28 protein-coding genes and 1 pseudogene are annotated in these 23,107 nt (G+C 67.3%); 16 read left to right on the forward strand and 13 right to left on the reverse strand.

Annotated features, from left to right (window positions below):
* The first annotated feature begins 5 nt into the window (after positions 1-5).
* Positions 6-1,781, forward strand: a complete 1,776-nt coding sequence (locus PL79_RS25280; RefSeq protein ID WP_044843494.1) for a glycoside hydrolase family 15 protein — start codon at positions 6-8, stop codon at positions 1,779-1,781.
* Between the two features lie 74 nt (positions 1,782-1,855).
* Here PL79_RS25280 and PL79_RS25285 read toward each other — a convergent pair whose 3' ends face one another.
* Positions 1,856-3,682, reverse strand: a complete 1,827-nt coding sequence (locus tag PL79_RS25285; protein WP_044843439.1) for a thiamine pyrophosphate-requiring protein — start codon at positions 3,680-3,682, stop codon at positions 1,856-1,858.
* Positions 3,683-3,870: 188 nt separating this feature from the next.
* On the opposite strand from PL79_RS25285, the gene copM reads away from it, so the two are divergent.
* The 3 genes from copM to PL79_RS25300 all read left to right on the forward strand — a co-directional run bounded on the left by copM (position 3,871) and on the right by PL79_RS25300 (position 5,860).
* On the forward strand, positions 3,871-4,266 hold the full coding sequence (copM, locus tag PL79_RS25290; RefSeq protein WP_044843440.1) for a CopM family metallochaperone: 396 nt from the start codon (positions 3,871-3,873) through the stop codon (positions 4,264-4,266).
* A 512-nt stretch (positions 4,267-4,778) separates the two neighbouring features.
* Positions 4,779-5,261 (forward strand): BON domain-containing protein, encoded by a 483-nt coding sequence (locus PL79_RS25295; RefSeq protein ID WP_044843441.1) that lies wholly within the window; start codon positions 4,779-4,781, stop codon positions 5,259-5,261.
* Positions 5,262-5,374: 113 nt separating this feature from the next.
* Complete coding sequence (locus PL79_RS25300) at positions 5,375-5,860, forward strand: hypothetical protein (RefSeq protein ID WP_044843442.1); 486 nt, start codon at positions 5,375-5,377, stop codon at positions 5,858-5,860.
* A 93-nt stretch (positions 5,861-5,953) separates the two neighbouring features.
* On the opposite strand, the gene PL79_RS25305 is transcribed toward PL79_RS25300, so the two are convergent.
* From PL79_RS25305 to PL79_RS25315, 3 genes are all read right to left on the reverse strand, one after another.
* Complete coding sequence (locus PL79_RS25305; RefSeq protein ID WP_235879327.1) at positions 5,954-6,508, reverse strand: GNAT family N-acetyltransferase; 555 nt, start codon at positions 6,506-6,508, stop codon at positions 5,954-5,956.
* A 213-nt stretch (positions 6,509-6,721) separates the two neighbouring features.
* Entirely contained in the window at positions 6,722-6,943 is a 222-nt protein-coding gene (locus PL79_RS25310; protein ID WP_044843444.1) for a hypothetical protein, read from the reverse strand.
* A 76-nt stretch (positions 6,944-7,019) separates the two neighbouring features.
* The gene (locus PL79_RS25315) at positions 7,020-7,283 is read right to left on the reverse strand and encodes an HPr family phosphocarrier protein (RefSeq protein ID WP_044843495.1); all 264 of its coding nucleotides are present in this window, start codon (positions 7,281-7,283) and stop codon (positions 7,020-7,022) included.
* A gap of 366 nt (positions 7,284-7,649) precedes the next feature.
* Between PL79_RS25315 and PL79_RS25320 the strand changes: the two genes are divergently transcribed.
* Positions 7,650-7,994: a zinc ribbon domain-containing protein YjdM gene (locus PL79_RS25320; protein ID WP_044843445.1), complete on the forward strand. Its 345-nt coding sequence runs from the start codon at positions 7,650-7,652 to the stop codon at positions 7,992-7,994.
* A gap of 46 nt (positions 7,995-8,040) precedes the next feature.
* Positions 8,041-8,877: a spermidine synthase gene (locus PL79_RS25325; RefSeq protein ID WP_044843446.1), complete on the forward strand. Its 837-nt coding sequence runs from the start codon at positions 8,041-8,043 to the stop codon at positions 8,875-8,877.
* Positions 8,878-8,898: 21 nt separating this feature from the next.
* Here the strand turns inward: PL79_RS25325 and PL79_RS25330 are convergent, their stop codons facing one another.
* Positions 8,899-9,084: a ribbon-helix-helix protein, CopG family gene (locus tag PL79_RS25330; protein WP_044843447.1), complete on the reverse strand. Its 186-nt coding sequence runs from the start codon at positions 9,082-9,084 to the stop codon at positions 8,899-8,901.
* A 372-nt stretch (positions 9,085-9,456) separates the two neighbouring features.
* Here PL79_RS25330 and PL79_RS25335 point away from each other — a divergent pair, with 372 nt between their 5' ends.
* Both PL79_RS25335 and PL79_RS25340 read left to right on the forward strand, forming a co-directional pair.
* Entirely contained in the window at positions 9,457-9,807 is a 351-nt protein-coding gene (locus PL79_RS25335) for a hypothetical protein (protein ID WP_044843448.1), read from the forward strand.
* Positions 9,804-10,016: a DUF2909 domain-containing protein gene (locus PL79_RS25340; RefSeq protein ID WP_044843449.1), complete on the forward strand. Its 213-nt coding sequence runs from the start codon at positions 9,804-9,806 to the stop codon at positions 10,014-10,016. The genes PL79_RS25335 and PL79_RS25340 overlap by 4 nt, the downstream gene beginning before the upstream one ends.
* 210 nt (positions 10,017-10,226) lie before the next feature.
* Here PL79_RS25340 and PL79_RS25345 read toward each other — a convergent pair whose 3' ends face one another.
* The 7 genes from PL79_RS25345 to hyfB all read right to left on the reverse strand — a co-directional run bounded on the left by PL79_RS25345 (position 10,227) and on the right by hyfB (position 17,773).
* Positions 10,227-10,424, reverse strand: a complete 198-nt coding sequence (locus tag PL79_RS25345; RefSeq protein ID WP_044843450.1) for a DUF2970 domain-containing protein — start codon at positions 10,422-10,424, stop codon at positions 10,227-10,229.
* Positions 10,425-10,625: 201 nt separating this feature from the next.
* Positions 10,626-11,141: an NADH-quinone oxidoreductase subunit B family protein gene (locus tag PL79_RS25350; RefSeq protein ID WP_044843451.1), complete on the reverse strand. Its 516-nt coding sequence runs from the start codon at positions 11,139-11,141 to the stop codon at positions 10,626-10,628.
* Positions 11,141-12,703 carry a hydrogenase large subunit gene (locus PL79_RS25355; RefSeq protein WP_044843452.1) on the reverse strand — a complete coding sequence of 521 codons (1,563 nt, stop codon included), beginning with the start codon at positions 12,701-12,703 and terminating at the stop codon, positions 11,141-11,143. The genes PL79_RS25350 and PL79_RS25355 overlap by 1 nt, the downstream gene beginning before the upstream one ends.
* 3 nt (positions 12,704-12,706) lie before the next feature.
* Positions 12,707-14,170, reverse strand: a complete 1,464-nt coding sequence (locus tag PL79_RS25360; RefSeq protein ID WP_044843453.1) for a hydrogenase 4 subunit F — start codon at positions 14,168-14,170, stop codon at positions 12,707-12,709.
* The gene (locus PL79_RS25365; protein ID WP_044843454.1) at positions 14,163-14,822 is read right to left on the reverse strand and encodes a formate hydrogenlyase; all 660 of its coding nucleotides are present in this window, start codon (positions 14,820-14,822) and stop codon (positions 14,163-14,165) included. Before PL79_RS25365 ends, PL79_RS25360 begins: the two co-directional genes overlap by 8 nt.
* On the reverse strand, positions 14,823-15,773 hold the full coding sequence (locus PL79_RS25370) for a respiratory chain complex I subunit 1 family protein (protein ID WP_044843455.1): 951 nt from the start codon (positions 15,771-15,773) through the stop codon (positions 14,823-14,825). It lies immediately after the preceding gene.
* The gene (gene hyfB, locus PL79_RS25375) at positions 15,767-17,773 is read right to left on the reverse strand and encodes a hydrogenase 4 subunit B (RefSeq protein ID WP_044843456.1); all 2,007 of its coding nucleotides are present in this window, start codon (positions 17,771-17,773) and stop codon (positions 15,767-15,769) included. Before hyfB ends, PL79_RS25370 begins: the two co-directional genes overlap by 7 nt.
* A gap of 245 nt (positions 17,774-18,018) precedes the next feature.
* On the opposite strand from hyfB, the gene PL79_RS25380 reads away from it, so the two are divergent.
* Together PL79_RS25380 and PL79_RS25385 are read left to right on the forward strand one after the other, a co-directional pair.
* The gene (locus PL79_RS25380; RefSeq protein WP_044843457.1) at positions 18,019-18,786 is read left to right on the forward strand and encodes a YoaK family protein; all 768 of its coding nucleotides are present in this window, start codon (positions 18,019-18,021) and stop codon (positions 18,784-18,786) included.
* A 168-nt stretch (positions 18,787-18,954) separates the two neighbouring features.
* The gene (locus PL79_RS25385) at positions 18,955-19,152 is read left to right on the forward strand and encodes a ribbon-helix-helix protein, CopG family (protein ID WP_044843458.1); all 198 of its coding nucleotides are present in this window, start codon (positions 18,955-18,957) and stop codon (positions 19,150-19,152) included.
* Between the two features lie 319 nt (positions 19,153-19,471).
* Here the strand turns inward: PL79_RS25385 and PL79_RS25395 are convergent.
* Positions 19,472-19,823, reverse strand: a pseudogene (locus tag PL79_RS25395) (alkylphosphonate utilization protein).
* Between the two features lie 207 nt (positions 19,824-20,030).
* Between PL79_RS25395 and PL79_RS25400 the strand changes: the two are divergent.
* The 6 genes from PL79_RS25400 (at position 20,031) to PL79_RS25425 (ending at position 23,046) form a co-directional block, all read left to right on the forward strand.
* A complete protein-coding gene (locus tag PL79_RS25400; protein ID WP_044843496.1) occupies positions 20,031-20,477 on the forward strand; it encodes a hypothetical protein in 447 nt (148 codons plus the stop codon).
* A gap of 35 nt (positions 20,478-20,512) precedes the next feature.
* Entirely contained in the window at positions 20,513-20,776 is a 264-nt protein-coding gene (locus PL79_RS25405) for an HPr family phosphocarrier protein (protein ID WP_044843459.1), read from the forward strand.
* A 5-nt stretch (positions 20,777-20,781) separates the two neighbouring features.
* The gene (locus PL79_RS25410; protein ID WP_044843460.1) at positions 20,782-21,594 is read left to right on the forward strand and encodes a fused MFS/spermidine synthase; all 813 of its coding nucleotides are present in this window, start codon (positions 20,782-20,784) and stop codon (positions 21,592-21,594) included.
* A 49-nt stretch (positions 21,595-21,643) separates the two neighbouring features.
* A complete protein-coding gene (locus PL79_RS25415) occupies positions 21,644-21,865 on the forward strand; it encodes a hypothetical protein (RefSeq protein WP_082088431.1) in 222 nt (73 codons plus the stop codon).
* A gap of 236 nt (positions 21,866-22,101) precedes the next feature.
* Entirely contained in the window at positions 22,102-22,494 is a 393-nt protein-coding gene (locus tag PL79_RS36740) for a hypothetical protein (protein WP_235879328.1), read from the forward strand.
* Positions 22,495-22,623: 129 nt separating this feature from the next.
* On the forward strand, positions 22,624-23,046 hold the full coding sequence (locus tag PL79_RS25425) for an ACT domain-containing protein (RefSeq protein ID WP_044843461.1): 423 nt from the start codon (positions 22,624-22,626) through the stop codon (positions 23,044-23,046).
* Positions 23,047-23,107: the final 61 nt, after the last annotated feature.

Raw genomic sequence — 23,107 nt, forward strand, 5'->3', positions numbered from 1 at the left:
GCGCGATGCTAATCGAGGACTACGCGCTGATCGGCGACGGACGCAGTGCCGCACTCGTCGGGCTCGGCGGCAGCATCGACTGGCTGTGCTGGCCGGACTTCGATTCGCCGCCATGCTTTGCCGCACTCGTCGGCACGCCGGACAACGGCCGCTTCCGCATCGGGCCGCGCGAGCCGGGGGCCCGCGCGACGCGCCGCTACCTGCCCGGCAGCGCGGTGCTCGAAACGACGTTCGAGACGTCGTCCGGCCGCGTCGTCGTGATCGACTGGATGAACTGGGCGGCGCCCGACCCGTGCCTGATCCGCAGCGTGCGCGGCGAGCGCGGCACGGTCGAACTCGACGTCGATCTCGGCGTGCGCTTCGACTATGGCCACGCGCTGCCGTGGTGCCGGCGGCTCGGCCGGCGCTGGCGGATGATGACGGGCGGCGATGCGATGTGGCTCGATACCGACGCGCACCTCGACGTGCGGGACGACCGGCTCGTCGGCACGCAGCGGATCGCCGCGGGCGAGCGCGCGGATTTCTGCATCAGCTATGCGCGTTCATATGACCGGCCGCCGCCCTTGCCGGATGCGTACGCGTCGCTGCGCGACACGCTCGCGTCGTGGCGCGCCTGGTCGACGTGCAATACGGCGCAAGGCCCGTATCGCGACGCGATCGAGCGCGCGCTGATCACGGTGAAGCTGCTGTCGAGCGTGCGCACCGGCGGCATCGTCGCGGCGCCGACGAGCTCGCTGCCCGAATCCTTCGGCGGCATGCGCAACTGGGACTACCGGTACTGCTGGCTGCGCGACGCGAGCTTCACGCTGCGCGCGCTGGTGCGCTGCGGCTACCGCGACGAGGCGGCGCGCTGGCGCGACTGGCTGGTGCGCGCGATCGCCGATCATCCGGCGCAATTGCAGGTGCTGTACGCGGCCGACGGCGGCCGGCGGGCGGACGAATGGGAAGCCGCGCACCTGGCCGGTTACGAAGGCGCGCGACCGGTGCGCTTCGGCAACGCGGCGGCCGAACAACTGCAGCTCGACGTGTACGGCGAAGTGCTGGCCGCGCTGTACCAGGCGCGCCGGCACGGGCTGCCGCCCGACGACGACGCATGGATGCTCGAGCGGCGGCTGCTCGCGCATCTCGCGACGATCTGGCGCGAGCCGGACGAAGGGATCTGGGAAGTGCGCAGCGGCCGGCACCCGTTCACGTCGTCGAAGGTGATGGTATGGGCGGCCGTCGAAAGCGCGTGCCGCTCCGCGCACGCGTTCGATCATCACGCGCCGCTCGACGCGTGGCGGCGCTTGGCCGACACCGTGCATGCGGACGTCCTCGCGCGCGGCTACCACGCGAAACTCGGCCGCTTCGTCGACCGCTACGACGGTGACGGGCTCGACGTGAGCCTGCTGCTGATTCCGCTGACGGGGATGCTCGACGCGTCCGACCCGCGCGTCGCGGCGACGGTCGCCGCGATCGAGCGCGAGCTGGTCGAGGACGGCCTGCCGTTCCGTTATCGCCCGCCACGCTTCGACGATGGTTGCGAGGGCAACGAGGGGGCGTTCGTCGCGGCCGGCTTCTGGCTGGTGCAGGTGTACCGGATGCAGGGACGCGACGCCGACGCGCACGCGTTGTTCGAGCGGCTGCTGCGCCTGCGCAACGACGTCGGTCTGCTGGCCGAGGAGTACGACGTGAAGGCGCGGCGCATGTGCGGGAATTTCCCGTTCGCGCTCGCGCAGGTCGGCCTGGTCAACGCGGCGCTCGCGCTGCAGGACGGCGGCGACGACGTCGACATCGGCTGACCCACCGCGCTGCGCCGCGCCGCACGCGACGGGGCGGCACGACACGCGCACCGCGCCGTCCCGCCCGTGATGCGCTACGACCGGCTTGTCCCGCCCTTGCCACCGTGTTCGCCGTTGCCCGGCAGCACGGCCGACAGAACCTGCCGCGCGGTCTCGACGATCACGTTCGCCTCGCGTGCGTCGCCCTTCACCAGCGTTTGCGCGAAGTGCTTCGCCTGCTGCAGCGTCACGTGCGGCGGCAGCGGCGGCACTTCCGGATCGCTCTTGACCTCGAGCACGACCGGACGGTCGGACGCGAGCGCCTCGTCCCACGCGGCGCCGAGCTGCGCCGGGTCGTCGACGTAGATGCCCTTCAACCCGAGCAGCGTCGCGAAGCGATAGTACGGCACATCCGGAATCTGCTGCGATGCGTCGAACTTCGGGTCGCCTTCCATCACGCGCTGCTCCCACGTGACCTGGTTCAGGTCCTCGTTGTTCAGCACCATGCAGATCCAGCGCGGATCGGGCCATTGCCGCCAGTACTTCGCGACGGTGATCAGCTCGGCCATGTTGTTCATCTGCATCGCGCCGTCGCCGACCATCGCGATCACGGGGCGCGCCGGGTGCGCGAACTTGGCGGCGATCGCATACGGCACGGCGGCGCCCATCGACGCAAGCCCGCCGGACAGCGAGCCCATCATCCCGCGCCGCATCATCAGGTCGCGCGCATACCAGTTTGCGCAGGAGCCCGAATCGCTCGTCAGGATCACGTCGCCGGGCAGCCGTGGCGACAGTTCGGTGAACGCGCGCTGCGGATTCACGCCGCGACCGGGGCTCGCCTTCGCGGTCGCGCGTGCCGCGAGCGTGTCGCGCCAGTCCGTATTCCATTTCGCGATCCGGTCGCGCCAGCCGGTGTCGTCCCGTTCCTTCAGCAGGGGCAGCAGCGCGCGCAACGTCTCCGCGCTGTCGCCGACGAGGTTGACCTCCATCGGGTAACGCAGGCTCAGCATGTCGGCCTTCAGGTCGATCTGCACGCCGCGCGCCTCGCCTTCCTTCGGCAGGAATTCCGAATAAGGGAAACCGGAGCCCACGACGAGCAGCGTGTCGCATTCGCTCATCAGCTCGTAGCTCGGCCGGGTGCCGAGCAGCCCGATCGAGCCGGTCACCCACGGCAGGTCGTCGGGCAGCGCCGCCTTGCCGAGCAGCGCCTTCGCCGCGCCCGCGCCGAGGCGGTCGGCCACCGCGATCACCTCGTCGGTCGCACGCAGCGCGCCCGCGCCGACCAGCATCGCGACGCGCTTGCCGGCATTGAGCACGTCGGCCGCGCGCTGCAGCTCGTCGGGATAGGGCACCACCTTCGGTGGCGTGTAGCCGATCCCCGAATGCACGGTGCCGTGCGCGCGCTTCGGCGGCGTGTAGTCGAGCGACTGGAGGTCGTTCGGCAGCACCAGTGCGGTGACCGTGCGCGCACCGAGCGCGATGCGCACCGCGCGGTCGACCAGGTGGCGCACCTGGCCCGGCACGACGGCAAGCTGGACGAATGCGCCCGCAACGTCCTTGAACAGCGCCGGCAGGTCGACTTCCTGCTGGTAGTGGCCGCCGAGCGCCGCGCGCGCCTGCTGGCCGACGATCGCGAGCACCGGCATGTGGTCGAGCCGCGCGTCGTACAGGCCGGTCACGAGGTGCGTGGCGCCGGGGCCCGAGGTCGCGACGCACACGCCGAGCTCGCCTGTAAATTTTGCATGCGCGGACGCCATGAAGGCGGCCATCTCCTCGTGGCGCGCCTGCACGAACGCGATCTTGTCCTCGGCCCGGCTGAGCGCGCCGAAGAAGCCGTTGATGCCGTCGCCCGGGTAGCCGTAGATGCGGCGCACGCCCCAGTCATACAGTCGCTCGACGATGAAATCCGCCACTGTCGCCATGCCGTTTCTCCTTGGTTCGGGATGAGCCGATGCGCCGCGTGCAGGCGATCGCCGTGCGCGGCGTTGCCGGGCGTCGCGCAATGCGCGTGCCGTGCGGGCGTGCCGGCTGCGTCGGGTACGGGCGTTGCAGGCAGGCGTTGCACGCGAAGAGCAGGCAACCGACCGTTCAATTCCCGAGGAGCCGTGACATGGATGCATTCACCCGCCGCCCGGTGCGCGCGGCCCGGCACTGCGCTGCCTGCGCACTGCTGGTCGCCGCCGCGGCAGCCGTATCGCCGGCCGGGGGGCAATTGCGCCCGCCCGACACCGTGACCGTTCCCGACACCTCGACCCAGGCGTACAAGCGCGCCGACCGCAGGATGATGGATGCGATGGAGGGCGCGCGTTATTCCGGCGACGCCGATCGCGATTTCGTGTCGCAGATGGCGCCGCATCACCAGGGTGCGATCGACATGGCACGGGTCGAGCTGAAGTACGGCAAGGACCCGACGCTGCGGCAGCTCGCGAGCCGCATCGTCGCCGCGCAGCGCGACGAGATCGCGTTGATGGAGCGCTGGCAGAAGATGCACGGCGCGACGCCGTGAGCGCCGGCCATCACGCGGTTGAGCGGGCACGGTCGGTCGTGTCGCGGCGGGCCGCATCCGCGCAGGGGGCGTGGGCATGACCGACGGCGGACGCCGCATGCCCGCGGTCAGGACCCCGGCGGGTGATCCTACAATTGCAACTAACGGTCAGTCACATGCCCGCCCGCGACACGGATACGCACGCGCGGCGGCAACGCACGTCGCCCGACGCTCACGCATGAACCGGCTCGCAGGCCTCGGCCGGCTCGTGTACCGCGCCATTCGACGCGCGTCAACGACGCATGCCGCGGTTTTCGCGCCCGGCACCGTCCACGGCCGACGGTGCTCGCCGGTCGCGGAATTTTCAAGCGCTTGTCATTTCGATCGCCCCGTCGCAGAGTAAGCCACGCGGCCCGGATGCCGCACCGGCGTGCGCGCAACGCCGCCGCGGCGGCGGCGTTGCGGCGAGGAACGGCTCATGCTGCACGTGTCGGCGAAGCCCGGCTGTCCCGGGTATCGACCACGGTGCTCCCATGACTTCCAGAACACGCTCGAACAACCCGTTGTTGAATCTCGCGGTAGCCGTCGCGTGCGGCGCGGCGGCGATGTATTTCCTCGATCCGGCGTCGGGCCGGCGGCGGCGCGCGTACGTGCGCGACAAGGCTGCCGCGGGCCGCCACGGCGTGGTCGACTACGCGAATACGCAGGCGAAGCGCGCGGCCGACCATGCGCGCGGCGCGATCGCGGGGCTGCGCGCCGACTGGCTCGCCGGCGACGCGGACGACGCACTGGTCACCGAACGCGTGCGTGCCGCGCTGGGCCATCTGGTCGGGCGTCCGCGTGACGTCGACGTGACCGTCGAGCACGGGCACGTGCGCCTGAGCGGGCAGGTGGAAGAAGCGGAACGGCATGCCGTCGTCGACGGCGTGGCCGCGCTGCGCGGTGTGCAGACCGTCGAGGACGCGATGGGCGCACGCAGCGAATACAAGGCGCCGCCCGGCGGCCCGACGCACTGACGGCGACATCGGCTGCGCGCCGGCGGGCGCGGTGAACGAAGCACGACACGAATCCGGCGCACGCGTGGCGGCCGCAACGTCCGTCACGCCGCGCCTCATCCGGAGAACCGCTGATGACCGATCGTCCCTATCCCGCCACGACGCCCCCGGCACCGGAGCCCGACGCGCACCACGCGCTCGAAAGCCTGCTCGGCAGCCTCCACCGCCATGGCTTCCTGCGCTTCGCGAACGAGGTCGTCAGCGCGAATGCGCAGATGGCCGAGACGTTCGTCGGCGCGTTCGACAAGCCCGGCATGCAAAGCGGCATGCAGAACCTCGCGGCACTCGTGACGGCGCTGTCGCGGATTCCGCCGGAGCAGTTCGGCAAGGCCGTGTTCGCGGCCGCCGACGCGCTGCATCACATCGGCGCGTGGCAGCCGGCCGAGCATGAACACGTCGCGCCCGGCGTGCGCGGCGCGTACCGGCTGTTGCACGATGAAGCGCTGTGGGACGCGCTGACGCCGCTGCTCGAAGGGTTGAAGGTGTTCGCGCAAGGCCTCGCGCGCGAGCCGGAGAATCCGGCGTCGTCCGCGCTCGGCGACAAGCCGGCGGACACGTGACGGCGGCGGGCGCACCGACCCGCGGCATGCAAGGGTTGCGCTGGCTCGCGATCGTTGCGCGTTCCGTCGTCGGCGGCGACAGCGGCATCGTGCCTAGCGGCACGCGCGCGAAAACAGCAGCGAATCGGCGTCGTTGAAGCGGATCCGCACCGGATCGGCATACCCGGCCTTCTGCGCGACGCGGATCGACGCGACGTTGGTCGGTGCGATCAGGCACACGCTGCGTTCGAACCGGTTCTGCGCATCGAGCCAGCCGAGCGCATGCGCCAGCGCCTCGGTCGCATAGCCCTTGCCGTGCGCCCAGCTCGCGAGCGCCCAGCCGGCTTCCGGCACGCCGCGAATCGGCGGCTCGACCGCGCGGTGGAAGTCGGCGAAGCCGAGATCGCCGACATAGCGGCCCGTTGTCTTCTCGCGGATCGCCCAGTAGCCGTAGCCGAGCAGCGGCCACAGCCCGCGATACGCGAGCAGCCGCATCCACGAGTCGCGCGGCGCCGACGGCTTGCCGTTGAAGATGTGCTCGACGACGGTCGGCTCGGTCCACATCGCGGCAAGCGCGTCGAAGTCGCCGAGCGGATGGCCTTCGAGGATCAGGCGGGGCGTGTCGAGAACCGGCGGGGACGTGACGGGCGGCAGGGCGCGGGAGGTCATCGGGCGTTCCATGAGGAAAGGAAGGCGAAGGCGGCACGGTGCGCCGCGCTTGGGTCCCGTACGATACCGCGGAAACCGCGGCGCGGCCGCAAATCCCCGCCGGCAGCGGGGCATGCGAATCGCATCGCCGGAATAGCCGTCGCCCGACGGGGGGGCGGCACGGGATGGCGGCCGCGTGACGGCGGCGCGCCCGTGCCGGCCGTTTCCTGTTTCCTACTTCCGGCTTTTCAGGAAGTTGCGGCCGTGCGCGGTGATCGATGCTCCGGAACGGCCATGCGCGGCATGGCTGACGAAGCCCGCGCCGACGAGTTCCTGCTCGACCGACCAGCCGAGCGCCGGCGCATCGCGGCCGTAGCGCACGTCGGCGAGGCGCTCGAGCGCCCAGAGCGCGGACGCGGACAGGTTGGGGGTATTGGACGTGACGTTGTCGTTCATCGCTTCCTCAGGGGACGGGTGATTCAGGGTGAACGGCACGAGGCCGTGGGATCGGGCGACGCGGCGCGCCGGGGCGTCAGCCCGCCTGCAGCAGCGGCAACAGCGCCTGGAGCGCGGCTTCCTCGTCGGGGCCGGTGGCAAGCATCTGCGCCGACGTGCCGCCATGCATCTGCAGCGCCGCGATGGCCGTTGCGTCCTTCGCGCTGCCGCTGAGCCCGTTGGCGAGCAGCAGTATCTCGCTTTGGAAGCGGTGCGCCGCCGCGACGATCGCGTCGCGGGACGCGGCCGCACGGCCGCGGTTCCATGCGGGGCCGATTTCAACGTAGACGACGGTTGCCACGTGCGGATCAGCCTCGGGGAAAATCGCCGGAACGGCGTGCAATGGCCGGCCGGCAGCACGGCGCGAACGCGCGGCGCGCGGCTTCCCGACGGGGCGCCGCGCGCCGTGCATCGGGTGCCGGTGCGGCATTCATCTCGAACATGTCGACATCCTCAGCGAAACCGCCATCAAGTCCGGCGAATGATCGAAGGCTGACGATTATAATACGGCAACTGGATTATGTGTATTGCATTATAATGTCGTGTGCGCGTTGCGCTGCCCTGCCGATCCGTGGATCGCAGCGGTGCGCGCGCGGTCCGGGCCACGTGCTTGCGTGCCCGGTATTTTTTTTCGATTGACCTGAACCCCCACCGAATGGAAGCTGCAATGAACGCCGCCCCCGCCTGCCCGCAATGCGCGATGGAAAACACCTACCCGGACGGCACGCTTTACGTGTGCGCGGACTGCGGCCATGAATGGTCGGCCGGCGCCGGCGCCGAAGCGGGCGACGAACCGGCGGGCGACGTCGTCAAGGATGCGAACGGCAACGTGCTGTCGGACGGCGATTCCGTCGTGCTGATCAAGGATTTGCGCGTGAAGGGCTCGTCGATCACGCTGAAGATGGGCACCAAGGTGAAGAGCATCCGTCTCGTCGGCGGCGATCACGAAGTCGATTGCAAGACCGACATGGGCGGCTTCATGCTGAAGGCCTGCTACCTGAAGAAGGTATGACCGCACGCGGCGCGACCGACGCTCCGATCAACCGGGCCTGCCGAGCATGAGCGAGGATCGAGCGTCCTATGACGCATTCCTGCAGTTCCTGGCGATGCCGTTGAACGACGGCCGGCCGTTCGTGCTCGAGACGAAGCACGCGGTGTCGCTGCACTTCGACCACTTCGGCACGCAGAGCTTCATGTCGCTGCAGGATCCGGTCAGGCTCGAACTCGGTTATACGCGCGTGATGATGGGTTTCTTGCTGCTGCAGCCGGTGCCGGCGCGCATCTGCATGATCGGGCTCGGCGGCGGATCGCTCGCGAAATACTGCTATCGGCACCTGCCCGACACGGCGATCGACGCGATCGAGATCAACCCGGACGTGATCGCGCTGCGCGACGTGTTCCGGATTCCGCAGGACGACGCGCGCTTCGCGGTGGTCTGCGCGGACGGCGCCGACTACGTGGCAAGGCCCGAGGTCCGGGCGGACGTGATCCTGCACGACGCGTTCGTTGCCGACGGCATGCCGGGCAGTTGCACGGGCGTGGCCTTTCTCGACGCGTGCCGTGCGCGGCTGAGCGAAACGGGCGTGCTCGCGATCAACTTCATGGACGACGATCCTGCGTTGCCGCGGCATCTCGAGCAACTGCGCGCGGTGTTCGACGATTCGTATGCGCTGGTGCCGTGCGGCGACGACAACAACTTCATCGCGTTCGCATGGAAGAACGGCAACCCGTTGCCGTCGCTGCGGATCCTGCTCGAACGCGCGCTCGGGTTCGGTTCGGCCGGCGCGCTCAATCTGTCGTCCACCGCCCGGCGCATGAAGGCCGGGGAGGGCATCGATCCCGCGCGGCTCGTGTGGCGCGCGCGTGAACATGCACGGTGGGAGATCTGCGCGTGACGGCGCCGGGTTCGGCCGGGCTTACTTCACCCGCTTGCCGAGCGTGCTCTTCGTCTTGTACGTGACGCCGTGTTTGTCGAGATACTCGCGGATCAACTGACGCACGACTTGCGACGGCGTGAGATCCTGCTCCGCGCAGAGCAGGTCGAACGCTTCTTTCTTCGCGGGGTCGATCAGGACGGTCAGGCGGGCGGTTTTCGTTTCCATCGTGAGGCGGGCGCGGTCGATATGTTAATCAAATTATAATCCATCCGTTTTTGCCGCTCTGTCCGAATGCGCGATTGTGGTGTGCGAGCGAACTCGCGACGCCGGCATTCGCGCGCTGAGAACGGATCGTCGATCGCGCGGCAAACATGATAACCGGATTATCATACCCTGTTGGCCGTATGGGGCTTTAAGTACAATGTCGGACGTGGCTGCCGGCGCCGGCCTGCCCAAGCGGCGCCGGCTTTTGCGCGATGGGTGCCGGCCGCTTCCGTTTCCATGCGGCCCGTGCGGGCCGTCACCGCGGCGCTGCCTGGCCGCTGCTTCGCCATTACTACACGCCACTCCGCTACACGCCACTCCGATATCCGCCTCATGACCCCGATCAAGTTCGTTCTCCGCTATACGGCGATTCCGTTTGCAGCCATCGTGGCCGTCGTGGTGTGGGCCGTCGTGCCGTCGTCGAAAGAGATCGACGCGCGGCAATATGCCGCGCTGTCGCGCGGATACGCGAGCTTTCCGCTACCGTTTCGGCATGAGATATCGGAAGCGATGGAGCAGGGCCGGATCAGCGACCGCCATTACCAGACGCTCGTGCGCGATTCGCTGGGTAATGGCGTGGCGCTGGACTGGCCGGCGTCGGGCGTCGCCGACGTCGCTGCCGAGCGGCAAAGGCTGGCCGAACTGCTGAAGACCGATTCGGGTCTGGAGGAACACAAACAATGAAGATTGCGCTGGTTTCGGCGGCTTTCGTGATGATTATCGGAAGCCTGGTTTTCGCGTTGTATTTCATGAATCACGACCGCGGCGGAAGCAAGCGGATGGCGTGGTCGCTGGCGGCGCGCGTGGGCTTGTCGATCACGCTGTTCCTGTCGCTGCTGATCGCGTACCGGCTCGGGTGGATCGAACCGACGGGGCTGCCGATCGGGCGGTGATGCGCGGCATTCGGTCGCGCGTCGACCGGTGCGCCGGGCGCCGGTGATCTGGATCGCCGATCCGATACGGGAGAAGGGAGAACCGGCCGATCGAGCCGGGCGACCCAATCGCACCGGGCCTGCCGATCTTCGCGCCGTAGCGAACGGGCATGCGCGCGACCTGGCCGGTGCGTTGCCGTGGCGAGCTCGCGCATTCGTGGCGGCGAACCGTCAACCCACGACCAGATGAACGACGATCAGCAGCAGCGCAATGAATGCGCCAAGCGCAACGAACGCGGCAATGACTACCGCGAACGGGTTGAGTTGCGTGGCATCCGCTTCGAGATTCTTTCGTTTGTTGACGCCGAGAAACGCCAGGAAGACCGCGCGGAACGCACGCACGATCTGGTCTTTTCCTTTTTCAGTCATACAGTTTTCCTTCGCCTCAATAAAAGTTGCAGGGATACCGATACCGCGCGTCGCGACGCGCGTGAGCATCGCGTTTCCGTTTGCACGCGGATCGTTCGGTGGCAGTGCGCCGGGGCCGGCTTGCGTTCGAACGAGACGACGTCATGGATCCGGATATCCGCGCCTCATCGGCCGCCTGAAGGATTGCTGCGGGCATCCGCTTCAAGCTCCGCGTGATCGGCAGGCGGTCAGGATGCCGCGCAGCAAATCGACCGGAGGGGGCGGGCATCCGGGGATGGTCACGTCGACGGGCAGCACCGACGAAACGGGGCCGCACACCGCATAGCTGTCGGCAAAGATGCCGCCCGTGCATGCGCACTCGCCGGCCGCGACGACGAGTTTCGGCGCCGGCGTGGCGTCGTACGCGGCAAGCACGGCGGCCTTCATGTTCAGCGTGACGGGGCCGGTCACGAGCAGCAGGTCCGCATGGCGCGGGCTGGCGACGAATTTGATCCCGAGCCCTTCGATGTTGTAGTACGGGTTGTTCAGCGCGTGGATCTCCAACTCGCAACCGTTGCACGAACCCGCGTCGATCTGCCGGATGCACAAGGCGCGGCCGAGGAGGTCGAGTATGTCCTGACGAATCTGCTGCGCCTCGTGTCGCCATGCGGCTTCGGTGGCCGGCACGGGTTCGTCGGGAAAGTCGGTGCGCGCGAATTGACGGATGAGTTGCCACATCAGAGATCGTGCCCCGCGTAGTTCAGGTTGAACGACTTGTTGATCAGCGGGAAATCGGGAACGATGTTGCCGATGATCGCGTGCTCGAGCGCCGGCCAGTTCTGCCAGGACGGATCGTGGCAATGGCAGCGCGCGATGGCATCGCCCGATGCCGTCTCGAGCGCGACGAACACGTCGCCGCGCCAGCCTTCCACCCAGCCGATGCCCGCGGATGGCGCCGCCGCGGGCATGACGGCGGCGGCGATCGGCCCCTCCGGAAGATTCGCGAGCAGGTCGGTCATCAGGCGCAGCGATTCGTCGATTTCGGCAAACCGCACGGCGACCCGCGCCGCAACGTCGCCGCGCGCATCGCTTGCGGCCTGGACGGCCAGGTCGTGGTACGGGGCCGGCCGCAGGTTCGCGCGCACGTCGAAGCTCTGGCCGCTGGCGCGGGCGGCCATGCCGCGCACGCCGAAATGCGCGACGACGTCGGCGTTCAGGCGGCCGGTGCCGAGAAACCGGTCCTGCAGCCCGGACTGGTCCTCGTAGATCTTGCGCATCACGTGCACGTCGCGTGCAATGCGTTCGCACTGTTCGGTGAGGATCGCCGCGTCTTCCGGATCGATGTCGACGGCCAGCCCGCCCGGCACGATCCGGTCCATCAGGTAGCGATGCCCGAAGACGCCGCCGTTGGTCCGGATCCAGTTCTCCTTGAGCCGCGAGAACTGCGCGAGACCGAACGCGAATCCGGCATCGTTGCCGAGCGCGCCGAGGTCGCCGAGGTGATTGGCGATGCGCTCGCGCTCGAGCAGGAGGGCGCGCAGCACCAGCGCACGCGCCGGCACGGCCGTGCCGCATGCCTGTTCGAGCGCCATGCAATAAGCCCACGAGAACGCGACGGTCGAGTCGCCGGCGATCCGGCCCGCAACGCGATGGCCGTTCGATGCGGCCGTCCGTTCGAACAGCCGTTCGACGCCGCGATGTACATAGCCGAGCCGTTCCTCGAGCCGCAGCACCTTCTCGCCGACGACGGAAAACCGGAAATGGCCCGGCTCGATGATGCCGGCGTGAATCGGCCCGACCGCGATTTCATGCACGCCGTCGCCGGCCACCTGCACGAACGGATAATCCGCTTCGTTCGATTCGAATCGCTCGATGCCGGTTGCCTGCTTCTGCAGCGGAAAGTAGTCGTCGGGCCAGTTGCCGTGATTGAGCCACGGGCGCGTGTCGCGCGCATCGCGCGCGCGCAGGCCGGTCAGGTCGAAAATGGCGCGCTGCATGCGCGTCGCGGCGGGAAACATGCCCGCGAGATCGGGATAGTCGCCGTCGGCCCGCGGTTCCGGCCCGGTCGCGAGACGCACCCACAGGACGCCGTCGTCGCATTCGTACGCCGCATTGACCGAAAATACGCGCGCGCGCGTTTCGCCGCCCCACATCGCGACGAGCCGGCTTCGTTCGCTCCGCGCGGCATGCGCGATGTCGAGCCAGCGCGGTTCGTCCACGTCAACCACGGCAGCCGGAACCTGGCCTGCCGCGTGCCGCAGGCGCGTCGAGCCGTCCGCCTGAATCAAGTCGAGTCGCATCGTTCACCCCGCCAGCATCGTCGCCGCCTGGCGGTACCACATGGCCAGGTAAGGCGGCACGTACAGGCCCAGCATCAGGCCGAGTCCCAGATGCACGAACACCGGCAGCAGCGCCGGCCGGTGTTCGAGCGGCGTCGCCGTCGTCGTTTCGCCGAACACCATCCGCTGCACGCGCGCGAAGATCGCCGCGAACGCGACGGCGAGCCCGAGCAGCAGCAACGGTGCCGTCCACGGGAGCGTGTTCATGGCCGTCGTCAGGATCAGGAATTCGCTCGCGAACACGCCGAACGGCGGCAGGCCGAGAATCGCAAGCGTGCCGAGCATCATGGCCCAGCCGACCGTCGGGCTGACCTGCAGCAGCCCGCGAATGCCGTCGATCGCCTGCGTGCCGGCCTTCTGCGCGGCGTGGCCGACCGCGAAGAAGATCGCCGACTTGACGAGGGAATGGACCGTCATGTGCAGCAGCCCGGCGAACGTCGCGATCGGGCCGCCGAGCCCGAATGCGAACGTCATCAAGCCCATGTGCTCGATCGACGAGTACGAGAACAGGCGCTTCACGTCCTTCTGCCGGAACAGCGAGAACGACGCGATCAGGACCGACACGAGCCCGAACCCGACCAGCAGCCGCCCCGGCAGGCCATTGCCGAGCGCGCCGTCGGCCAGCACCTTGCAGCGCAGCACCGCGTACAGCGCGACGTTCAGCAGCAGGCCGGACAGCACCGCCGAAATCGGCGTCGGACCTTCGGCGTGCGCGTCCGGCAGCCAGCTGTGCATCGGCACGAGGCCGACCTTGGTCCCGTAGCCGACCAGCAGAAACACGAAGGCGATCGACACGATCGTCGGGTCGAGCTGCGTCTTGACGGCGGCCAGGCTCGTCCACAGCAGCGCGTCGCCGTCGGTCAGCTGCCGGCTCGCGGCGAGGTACAGCAGGATCGTGCCGAACAGCGCCTGGGCGATGCCCACGCCGCACAGGATGAAGTACTTCCATGCGGCTTCGAGGCTCGCGGCGGTTCGGTAGACGCTGACGAGCAACACGGTGGCGAGCGTGGCGGCTTCCATGGCGACCCACAGCACGCCGACGTTGTCGGTCAGCAGCGCGAGCAGCATCGCGAACATGAAGAGCTGATACATGCTGTGATAGAGCCGCATCCGCGCGGCCGTCATCCGGCCGCGGGCTTCCTCGATCTGCATGTAGGGCCGGGAAAACAGCGAAGTCGTCCAGCCGACGAACGCCGTGAGCGCAACGAGATAGACATTGAGCGGATCGACGAAGAACGCGCGTCCGAATGCGAACGACGGGCCGTGCTCGACGGTGCGCGCGGCCAGCACCAGCGTCGCCGCGAAGGTCAGGAAGCTGAAGCCGACGTTCAGATGGCGCGCGACCCGGCTCGGCCGCACGCAGGCGAGGCACGCGGCGCCCGCGAGCGGCAGCCCGAGCACGGCGAGCACGACGTGGGCGTCATTCATCTTTGAGTTTCTCGAGGTGATGGATGTCCAGGCTGTCGAACTGCTCGCGAATCTGGAACATGAAGACGCCCAGAATCAGGATGCCGATCAGCACGTCGAGCCCGATGCCGAGCTCGACGATCATCGGCATGCCGTTGGTCGCGGCCGCCGCCGCGAAGAACAGCCCGTTTTCCATCGACAGGAAGCCGATCACCTGCGGAATGGCCTTGGCGCGCGTGATCATCGCCATGAACGACAGCAGCACGCACGCAAGCGCAATGCCGAGCGTGCCGCGCGCGACCGAGGTCGCGAGCTGGCTGATCGGCGCGGCGACATTGAACGCGACGATCACGAGGACGATGCCGATCAGCAGCGTGGTCGGGATGTTGATGAGCGGCTCGACGTCGGTCTTGACGTCGAGCCTGCGCACGAGCCGATACAGGAACCACGGGATCACGCCGACCTTCAGCACGAGCGTCAGCCCGGCGGATACATACAGGTGCACGTCGGCCGTGACGAAGCCGAGGATCAGGTTCGCCGACACGAGCGCGACGCCCTGCAGCGTATAGAGATGGATCAGGGACAGGATCCGGCGCTGGCTCAGCATCGCGAACGACAGCATCAGCAGCACGGCCGCGAGGAAGTTGATCAGTTGTGTCGCGTAGGCGTGCATTCATGCCCCCAGCAGCAGGTGGACGAGCATGCCGATCACGGCCAGCAGGAAGGCCGTGGCCAGGAATTCCGGTACCCGGAAGATGCGCATCTTCGCGTTGGCCGTTTCGACCACGGCGAGCGCGACACCGCCTGCCGTCAGCTTGATGAAGAGCACCGGCACCGCCAGCAGCAGCGCGACCGGATCGCCCGCATTCGCGATGCCCCACGGCACGAACAACGCGAGACCGATGCACGAATACGCGAACAGCTTGAGGCTTGCCGCCCATTCCATCAACGCAAGGTGCCGCCCCGAATATTCGAGGATCAGCGCCTCGTGGATCATCGTGAGCTCGAGGTGGGTGGTCGGATTGTCGACCGGCAGCCGCGCATTTTCGGCCAGCGCGACCAGCGTGAACGCGATGCCGGCGAACGCCAGGCTCGGATAGATCGTGAGCTCGCCGCGGCCGAGCGTCGCGACGATGCTCGTCAGCAGCGTCGACTGCGTGATCAGCGAGGCCGACAGGAGCACCATCAGCAATGCCGGCTCCGCGAGGAAGCCGATCAGCATTTCGCGGCGCGCGCCGAGCGTGCCGAACGCCGTGCCGACGTCCATCGCCGCGAGCGACAGCGCGACGCGCGCGAGCGCGAACAGGCCGACGAGCGCGATCGCATCGGCGGCGGGCGACAGCGGCAACTCGGTCGACAGGGTCGGCACGATTGCGCACGCGAGCGTCATGGCGGCCCAGACGACATAGGGCGCGCCGCGGAACACGGGGCTCGCGCCGTGCGCGATGACCGATTCCTTGTTGAACAGCTTGTGGAGCATCCGGTACGGCTGCCAGATGGACGGCGCGCGCCGGTTCTGAAGCCAGGCGCGGCATTGGTTGACCCACCCCGTGAGCAATGGCGCGGCCGCGATCGCTATCACGATTTCGAGAGTCTGCGAGATGACGCCGGACAGGGTTACCATCGTCTCACCAACATCAGCAGCACGATCAGCACGACGAAACTGTAGGTCAGGTAAACCGCGATCTTGCCCGTCTGCAGGCGGCCCGCCCAGTCGGCGATGCGTTGCGTGAGCGCCGCGACGCGCGCGTAGAGCGCGGACCAGGTGCGATCGGTCACCGACACCCGGTAGGCCGGCCGGGTGTCGAACGGCGACGGCAATTGCCGCTCGATGTGCAGCAGCGGTGCGAAGATTTCGCGGATCGGCTGCCCGAATCCTTCCGCCGTATCCTGCATGCGCGCGGTCGTGAACGGGAAGCCGCAGCCCCACGGGGCCGCGCGGCGCAGCCGGCCGTGATAGAAACGCCGTACCAGCACCCACGCGAGCCCGCAGCAGGCGATGAAGAACAGCATGAACGCAGCCGGCATGTAGCTCGCGCGAGCGGCCGACACCGGTGCGAACAGCAGCCAGCCATGATTGTCCGCGCCGACGCCGGCGCCGACCAGCGTGTGCGTGACGCGATCCAGCAGCTTGACGAACTGGGCTGGCATCAGCCCGAGCAGCACGCTGGCGGCCGCGAACCAGCAGAACGCGAGCCGTTCCCACGTGTTCGCGTCGCGGGCGCGGTTCAGCTTCGCTTCTCTCGGTTGCCCGAGGAACACGATGCCGAAGAACTTGACCATCGTGTAGCCGGCCAGCGCGGCCGACATCGCGATCAGCGCGGCGGCGATCGGCACCGTCATGGCGAGTACCGAATCCGGCAACCGCGGCGCGAACAGAAAGCCCTGCAGCAGCAGCCACTCGGCCACGAAACCACTGAGCGGCGGCAGGCCCGCGCTGGCCGCGACGCCCGCGAGCACGGCCCACGCGGTCCACGGCATGAAGCGAATCAGTCCGCCGAGCCTGCCGAGGTTGCGCTCGCCGGTGGCGTGGAGCACGGCGCCCGTGCCCAGGAACAGCAGGCTCTTGAACGCTGCATGCGCAACGATCTGGTAGAGCATCGCGGTCAGCGCGAGCGCGGACAGGCTCGTCATCCCGTACGCGCGAAACAGCACCGCGAGACCGAGCGCGACGAGCATCAGGCCGACGTTGTCGATCGACGAATAGGCGAGCAGGCGCTTCATGTCGACCTGGATGGTGCTGAACACCACGCCGAGCAGCGCGGTGCCGAGCCCCAGCATCAGCAGCAGCACGCCCCACCACGCAATCTGCACGTGCAACAGGTCGAACAGCACGCGCAGCAGGCCGTACAGGCCGACTTTCAGCACGAATCCGCTGAGGAGCGCCGAGACCGGCGACGGCGCCGCGGGGTGCGCCTCCGGCAGCCACACATGCAGCGGGAAGATCCCCGCCTTCGCGCCGAACCCGACGAGCGCGAACAGGAAGGCGAACGACGCGGGCAACGCATCCAGCGACTGCGCGCGCAGGTTGGCGAAGGTGTAGTCGCCGGTGCGCGCCTGCAGAATGCCGAAGCAGAGCAGCAGCGCCAGCGCGCCGACGTGCGAGATCAGGAAATACAGGTAACCGGCCCGGCGGATCTCGCCGATCCGGTGGTTGGTCATGACGAGAAACGTCGCGGACAGCGTCAGCGTCTCCCAGGCGACCATGAATACATAGGCGTCGTCGGCGATCAACACCAGCGCGATGCTTGCGACGCAGACGTGGTATTCGAAGCAGATCAGCCCGGGCGCGGATCCTTCGCCCTTGCGGAAATAGCCGGCTGAAAAGGCGCCGATCCCGGTGCTGACGAGGCCGAGCACGAACAGGAAATAGCCGGACAGGCGATCGAGACGCAGATGAAAGGGCAGGCCGGGAAGCCCGATCGGCAGCACCGCGGCAGACGGTTCGGCAAGGATGCCGGCGAGGCCCGCCGCGCCGACGAGCAGTCCGACCAGCGCACCGAGCGGAAAGAGGCCGTGGGCAACCAGTCGCGTGCGGCGCAGCGCCCCGAGCCCCAGCGTGCCGACCGCGAGCCACGCGGCCACGGCCAGCAGGACGAAATGGACGACCGGCACGGGTGCCATCCGGAATGTCTCCAGTACGCTCGGGTTGGACGAGGTGATGGAAAGGCCGCCTCTTCCGCGACCTGTTCCTGCCCGCATTATGACACCGAAAGACGAATCAGGATAACAAGGTATGATAATGCCGTTATCATGAAAGTCTCATGGCACCCTGGATGGAACGGGCGACCGTGGCGGTGTGCCGCGGCGCGCCGGGTTCCGCTCGGGGCGTCGTTGTCTCCCGATCCGGGCGAATGAGGGAAGATCCTATGCCAGCGCAGTACTTCCGAAGCCTGACGGGAAAACACCGCAGCGCGGCCGCGAACCGCCAGCTCGGGTTTTCGCTTGCCTTTGTCGCCGGCGCAACCAATGCCGGCGGTTTCCTCGCGGTCAAGCAATACACGTCGCACATGAGCGGGATCGTGTCGGCGATCGCGGATCAGACCGCGCTCGGCGACATCCGGCTCGTGCTGGCCGGGGTGGGTTCGCTCGCGTCGTTTCTGGTGGGTGCCGGCTGCTCGGCCGTGCTCGTCAACTGGGGGCGGCGCCGCGGCCTGCAGAGTCAGTATGTGCTGCCGCTGCTGGTCGAAGCGGCGCTGCTGCTACTGTTCGGGCTGCTCGGCAGCCATCTCGCGCTGTGGGAAGCGTTCTTCATGCCGGTCACGGTGATCCTGCTGTGCTTCATCATGGGGCTGCAAAACGCGATGATCACCAAGCTGTCGGGGGCGGAAATCCGCACGACGCACATGACGGGCATCGTGACGGACCTCGGCATCGAACTCGGCAAGCTCTTTTACTGGAATCGTTCAAGTGCCGACGTGCACGCGCAGACGGTGATCGCGAACCGCGCGAAGCTCAGGATTCACGCGACGATGCTGGCGTCGTTCTTCGTCGGGGGGCTGGCCGGCGCAATCGGCTTCAAGCATGTCGGCTACGTGTCGACCGTGCCGCTGGCCGCGGCACTCGTCACGCTGGCGATCGTGCCCGTCGTCGACGACGTGCTCGACTATCTCTATCGGCTTGACCGCCGGTCGTGAGCCTGCACGAGGTGAAACGAAACCCGACCGTACGTTGGCGGCGGCCTATCCTGCTCGAGGCGCCGTCGCCGAGCCCGGGCCGCACGCGCGTGCCGAATGCTCTCCGGCGCGGTACGCAAGGGCCGATGCATTATAATTAAATTAGCATATTGCCGACTCTGCCCTGCAATGGAAACGAAAACCGCACGCTTGACCATCCTGATCGATCCCGCCAAGAAAGAGGCGTTCGACATGCTCTGCGCGGAGCAGGACCTGACGCCGTCGCAAGTCGTGCGGCAGTTGATTCGCGAGTATCTCGAACAACACGGCGTGAGCTACAAGACGAAAAGCGCGCTCGGCAAACGGGTGAAGCGAAGCGCGGACTGAGTTCGCGAGCCGCCTGGACGTCGATTTCCCGGTGCGCATGCCGTGCGCATGCCAGGGTCGGTATGGGCATCCTTCCGTGTCACGTACTTCGTGCCATCCGCACGGGCCATCTTGAACCGGGCATCGTCTGCAGGAATCCTGAATACATCGCGTAGCGCGATCATGTCCGGATTGGTTTCGATCGCATCGATGATCACGCCGCGCAGATTCCGATAACTGCGCTCCATGCCCGATCGATCCCGGTAGATATGTTGTCGGTGGGGAGCGCGTGCAGCGCACTGCGACGACAAGCGGGTTCGCCGTAGGTAAGCGCGCGGCGTCACGCTTCCCGGCGAAAGCACGCCGCGAGCACGAAGCTGCCCGCGGCGGTCTTGCCGTCGATCTCGGGATCGCCGCAGACGATCCGGATGCTTTTTACCTCGGCGCCCATTCTCAGCGTGATCGATGGACCCCTCACGCGCAGATCCTTGATCCGCGCGACCACGCCGCCGTCCGACAGCATTGCCGTTCGCGTCCTTGACGACTCGCCTGGCCGATTCGTCAGCGGATTCGATGCCGGCGCCCGCCGACCATTCATGACCTCTGTCCGCGCACAGATGCAGTGTGCCGTTCGGGCAGGTGTATTCCATTGCGCATTGCGGGCAGGCGGGGGCACCGTTCGCGGCTTCCATCGGACGGATTCGAGCCGGTCGGCGGCAAAAGCGGGCGGATGCCTGCTTCGCCGGAACGGGCGCCGTGCCGTCGGCTCGCAGGCGGGCCGACCAAGGGGCGGGCGCACACAACATTATAATGAAATACACATTCTATGAATGCTGTCTTATAATTCAGCCTTGCCGCCGATCGCCGGAATTGAGGGCGGATTCGCGGAGGTAGCCGACATGTTCGATCTGGATGGGATGCTGCTGTTGCCTGATCGACGGCCCATATCCCTGCCGGAGGTCGCGGGGAGCCGGGGGCTTGTCGTGGTGGGCGTCGGGCGCGGTGGCGAGCGCGGCTTCCAGATGGTCCACCGCTTCCATGATGTGGGCGAGCGGCTCGCGGCCGCCGGTATTCATCTGGCGTTCGTCTATCCGCGGGAATCGGCTCGGCATGTGATGGATCCCATCTCGGTGGCCAGTGCGCGGTTCCGGCACCACCCGCGCCTGCTGCTCGATGCGGATGGCTGCTGTTTCGCGCAGGGCGTGCCGCCTCGATTGCTCCGTGCCGTGTATCTGAGCGGCGCAATGCAGCGTCTCGCCGGTTTCGAAATCGACGTGCGCAACGCGGCATGGGAAACCGAGTTCCAGGCGTTCCTGATGGCCTGCCGGATCGGCCCGTCCCACTGAATACCAGCATCCCTCTCACGCCACACGCGAGGAACATGGCAACCGTCGTCTATTTCGAAGCAGGTCCCGCCTGGAGCCGGAACGGTGCGACCGCCGTGCGCGATGCGCTCGTGGTCACGGCGCGCCGTTTCGACAGCGACATCCTGCTGATCGCCAATGGGCGGCGCGGGAATGCCAAGGACGGCATGGCCATGTCATCGCTGCAGGTGCGTCGCGGCGCATCCGCGCAAGTCCTTGCAAGCGGTCCGGACGAAGAGGCGGCGCTTCGTGCGCTCCTGCCCTTGCTTCAAGAGGGCTGACCCGCGTGCCGCCTGTCGATTTTCCGTTCCTGGGCCTGCGCGCGGCTTCCCCGGCCGAGATCGCCGACAAGCCGATCGTCGTGGAAACCGAGCACCTCGTCTCGCTGTGCTTCGACGGCCGTGGCATGCAAAGCACGATGCTGCGGGAGGCTCCGGACGCGCTCGCACTCGGCTATACGCGCACGATGATGGGGTTCCTGCTGTTTCAGCCGGAACCCGCGCATGTGGGCTTGATCGGGCTCGGCGGCGGTTCGCTCGTGAAGTATTGCTATCGGAACCTGCCGAACACCCGTCTCACGGCAATCGAAATCAATCCGGAAGTGATCGCGCTTCGCGACCGGTTCCACGTTCCACCCGATGACGCACGACTGACGATCATCTGCGCGGACGCGGCGCGGCACCTGTCGACGACCGCGCACACATTCGATGCGCTGTTGCAGGATGGTTTCAATGCGGACGGCGCGCCGTCCGAGCTCTGCAGCGCAGCCTTCTACGATACCTGTCGCGCGCGACTGAACGACGGCGGCGTGCTCGTCGTCAATCTGCTCGGCGACGATCCGCGACTCGGTGATTGTCTCGCGAGTCTGCGTGAGACGTTCGGCCCTTCCGTCGCAATCGCACCGGCGGAAGACGGTGCGGGCAACGTGATCGCCTTCGCCTGGAAGAGCGACGCACCGCTGCCGTCGCTCGAGGCACTCATCGAACGTGCGGATCGGCACTGCGGCCACCACGGCATCGACCTCGTCGATGCCGCCGTACGCATCGAGGTCGGCGCCCGTTACGACTGGACGCGCTTGAGTGCGTGTCTTGCCGATTGAGTCCGATACATGCGGCACCCTTGATCATGATCAAACTCCTGGAGACGCCATGAGCGATAACGAAGCTTCGACCGTTCCGACCATCTCGGCATCCGCGATCTGGGCGCTGGAGCGCCTTGCCGATATTCGTTACGGTCGCGATACACCCGCACTTGGCTGGTCCATTACCCGCGAGCTCATCGGCGCAGGATTCGTGCGCTATCCGACGAACGGCCGCGGAAGCGTCTCGATCACGGCAGCCGGACAGACGTTCCTGAAGAACCGGAAATAGTTCTGGTCGGCGTCGCTCGCGAATCGCACGGTCGCGTCGATCCGGGCATCCATGCCGGGGCGTTCATGTCATGGGCGGTTGCGTTTGACAGGGAAGCGTCAACGCGCCAGGGTGCGGCTGCGAATTGCGGTGGCGCGCGAAGATGAGCAAGCGTGCCGCTGCGGACATGACGAAAGGCTGAACGTGCTTTCCTACCTGCGGTTACTTTTGCGCGACGCAAATTTCGCCGGCTTCCCGTGATTCGTTTTCAATCGACGCCGATCGATCTGGGCATCGACGGTGTGCCGCATTCGGGTTGGGAAGTCGCGATACTCGCGGCATCCGGCGGTATCGTCGGCGCGGCGACATACAGCCTGGCGCCGCGAACCGATCGGGTATATGTCCATCGACTGGAAATTCTCCCGACGATGAGGCGCCGCGGCTACGGTCTCGCCTTCCTGTCGTATCTGCATCGAACGTACCAGTTGCCCATTACTCCCATCGACGACGGGCCTGAGGCCCGGTCGTTCTGGCGCGCCGCGAGATCCTTTCAATCCGGAGCCTGGCGGGTTACGTCCGGACAATCATCCGACGAGTTCCGCGACGCGCTGCTTCAATGGCGGCATCGGCAGGCGGTCATGCTCGGCTAGGGTCCCCCGTCGGCAAAATCATCGGATTCCTAGGCGAACCTGCATGACGCCGTTCGCACAAGCGGCCTTGCTCGCTGGTCATGCGCGACATAGATTGTCTTCATCGAGGTCCGACTTTCTGGAGGGGCCATGGAACTGCTCGTGGAACGCGTTGACGTATGGGCGGCCACCATCGAGGACAAGCCGGGCGGTCTTGCACACGTGCTGAACGCGTTGCGGGATGCCGGCGTGGATTTGCAATTCATCGTCGCCCGGCGCACCCAGGAAGCACCCGGCAAAGGGGTGGTATTCGTCGCGCCGCTGCAGGGAGATCGGGAGACCCGTGCTGCCACGCAGGCGGGATTCAGTCCTAGCTCGAGCCTGCACTCGATTCGTGTGATGGGGCTGGACCAGATGGGGATCATCGCGGAGCTGACCCAGAAACTGTCGGACGGCGGGATCAATCTCCGCGGCGTATCCGCCGCCGTGCTCGGCTCGCAGTTCATTGCCTATCTAGCGCTCGACTCGCTGGCCGACGCCGAGCAGGCGACAGACATCCTGCAAAGGCCCTGAATTGCCGCTTCAGTCGACTGCCGGGTGAGGCGGGGCGCCTTTCACGGCTGAATCTCGCGTG

Source organism: Burkholderia sp. USMB20, assembly GCF_000949135.2.
GTDB lineage: Bacteria > Pseudomonadota > Gammaproteobacteria > Burkholderiales > Burkholderiaceae > Burkholderia.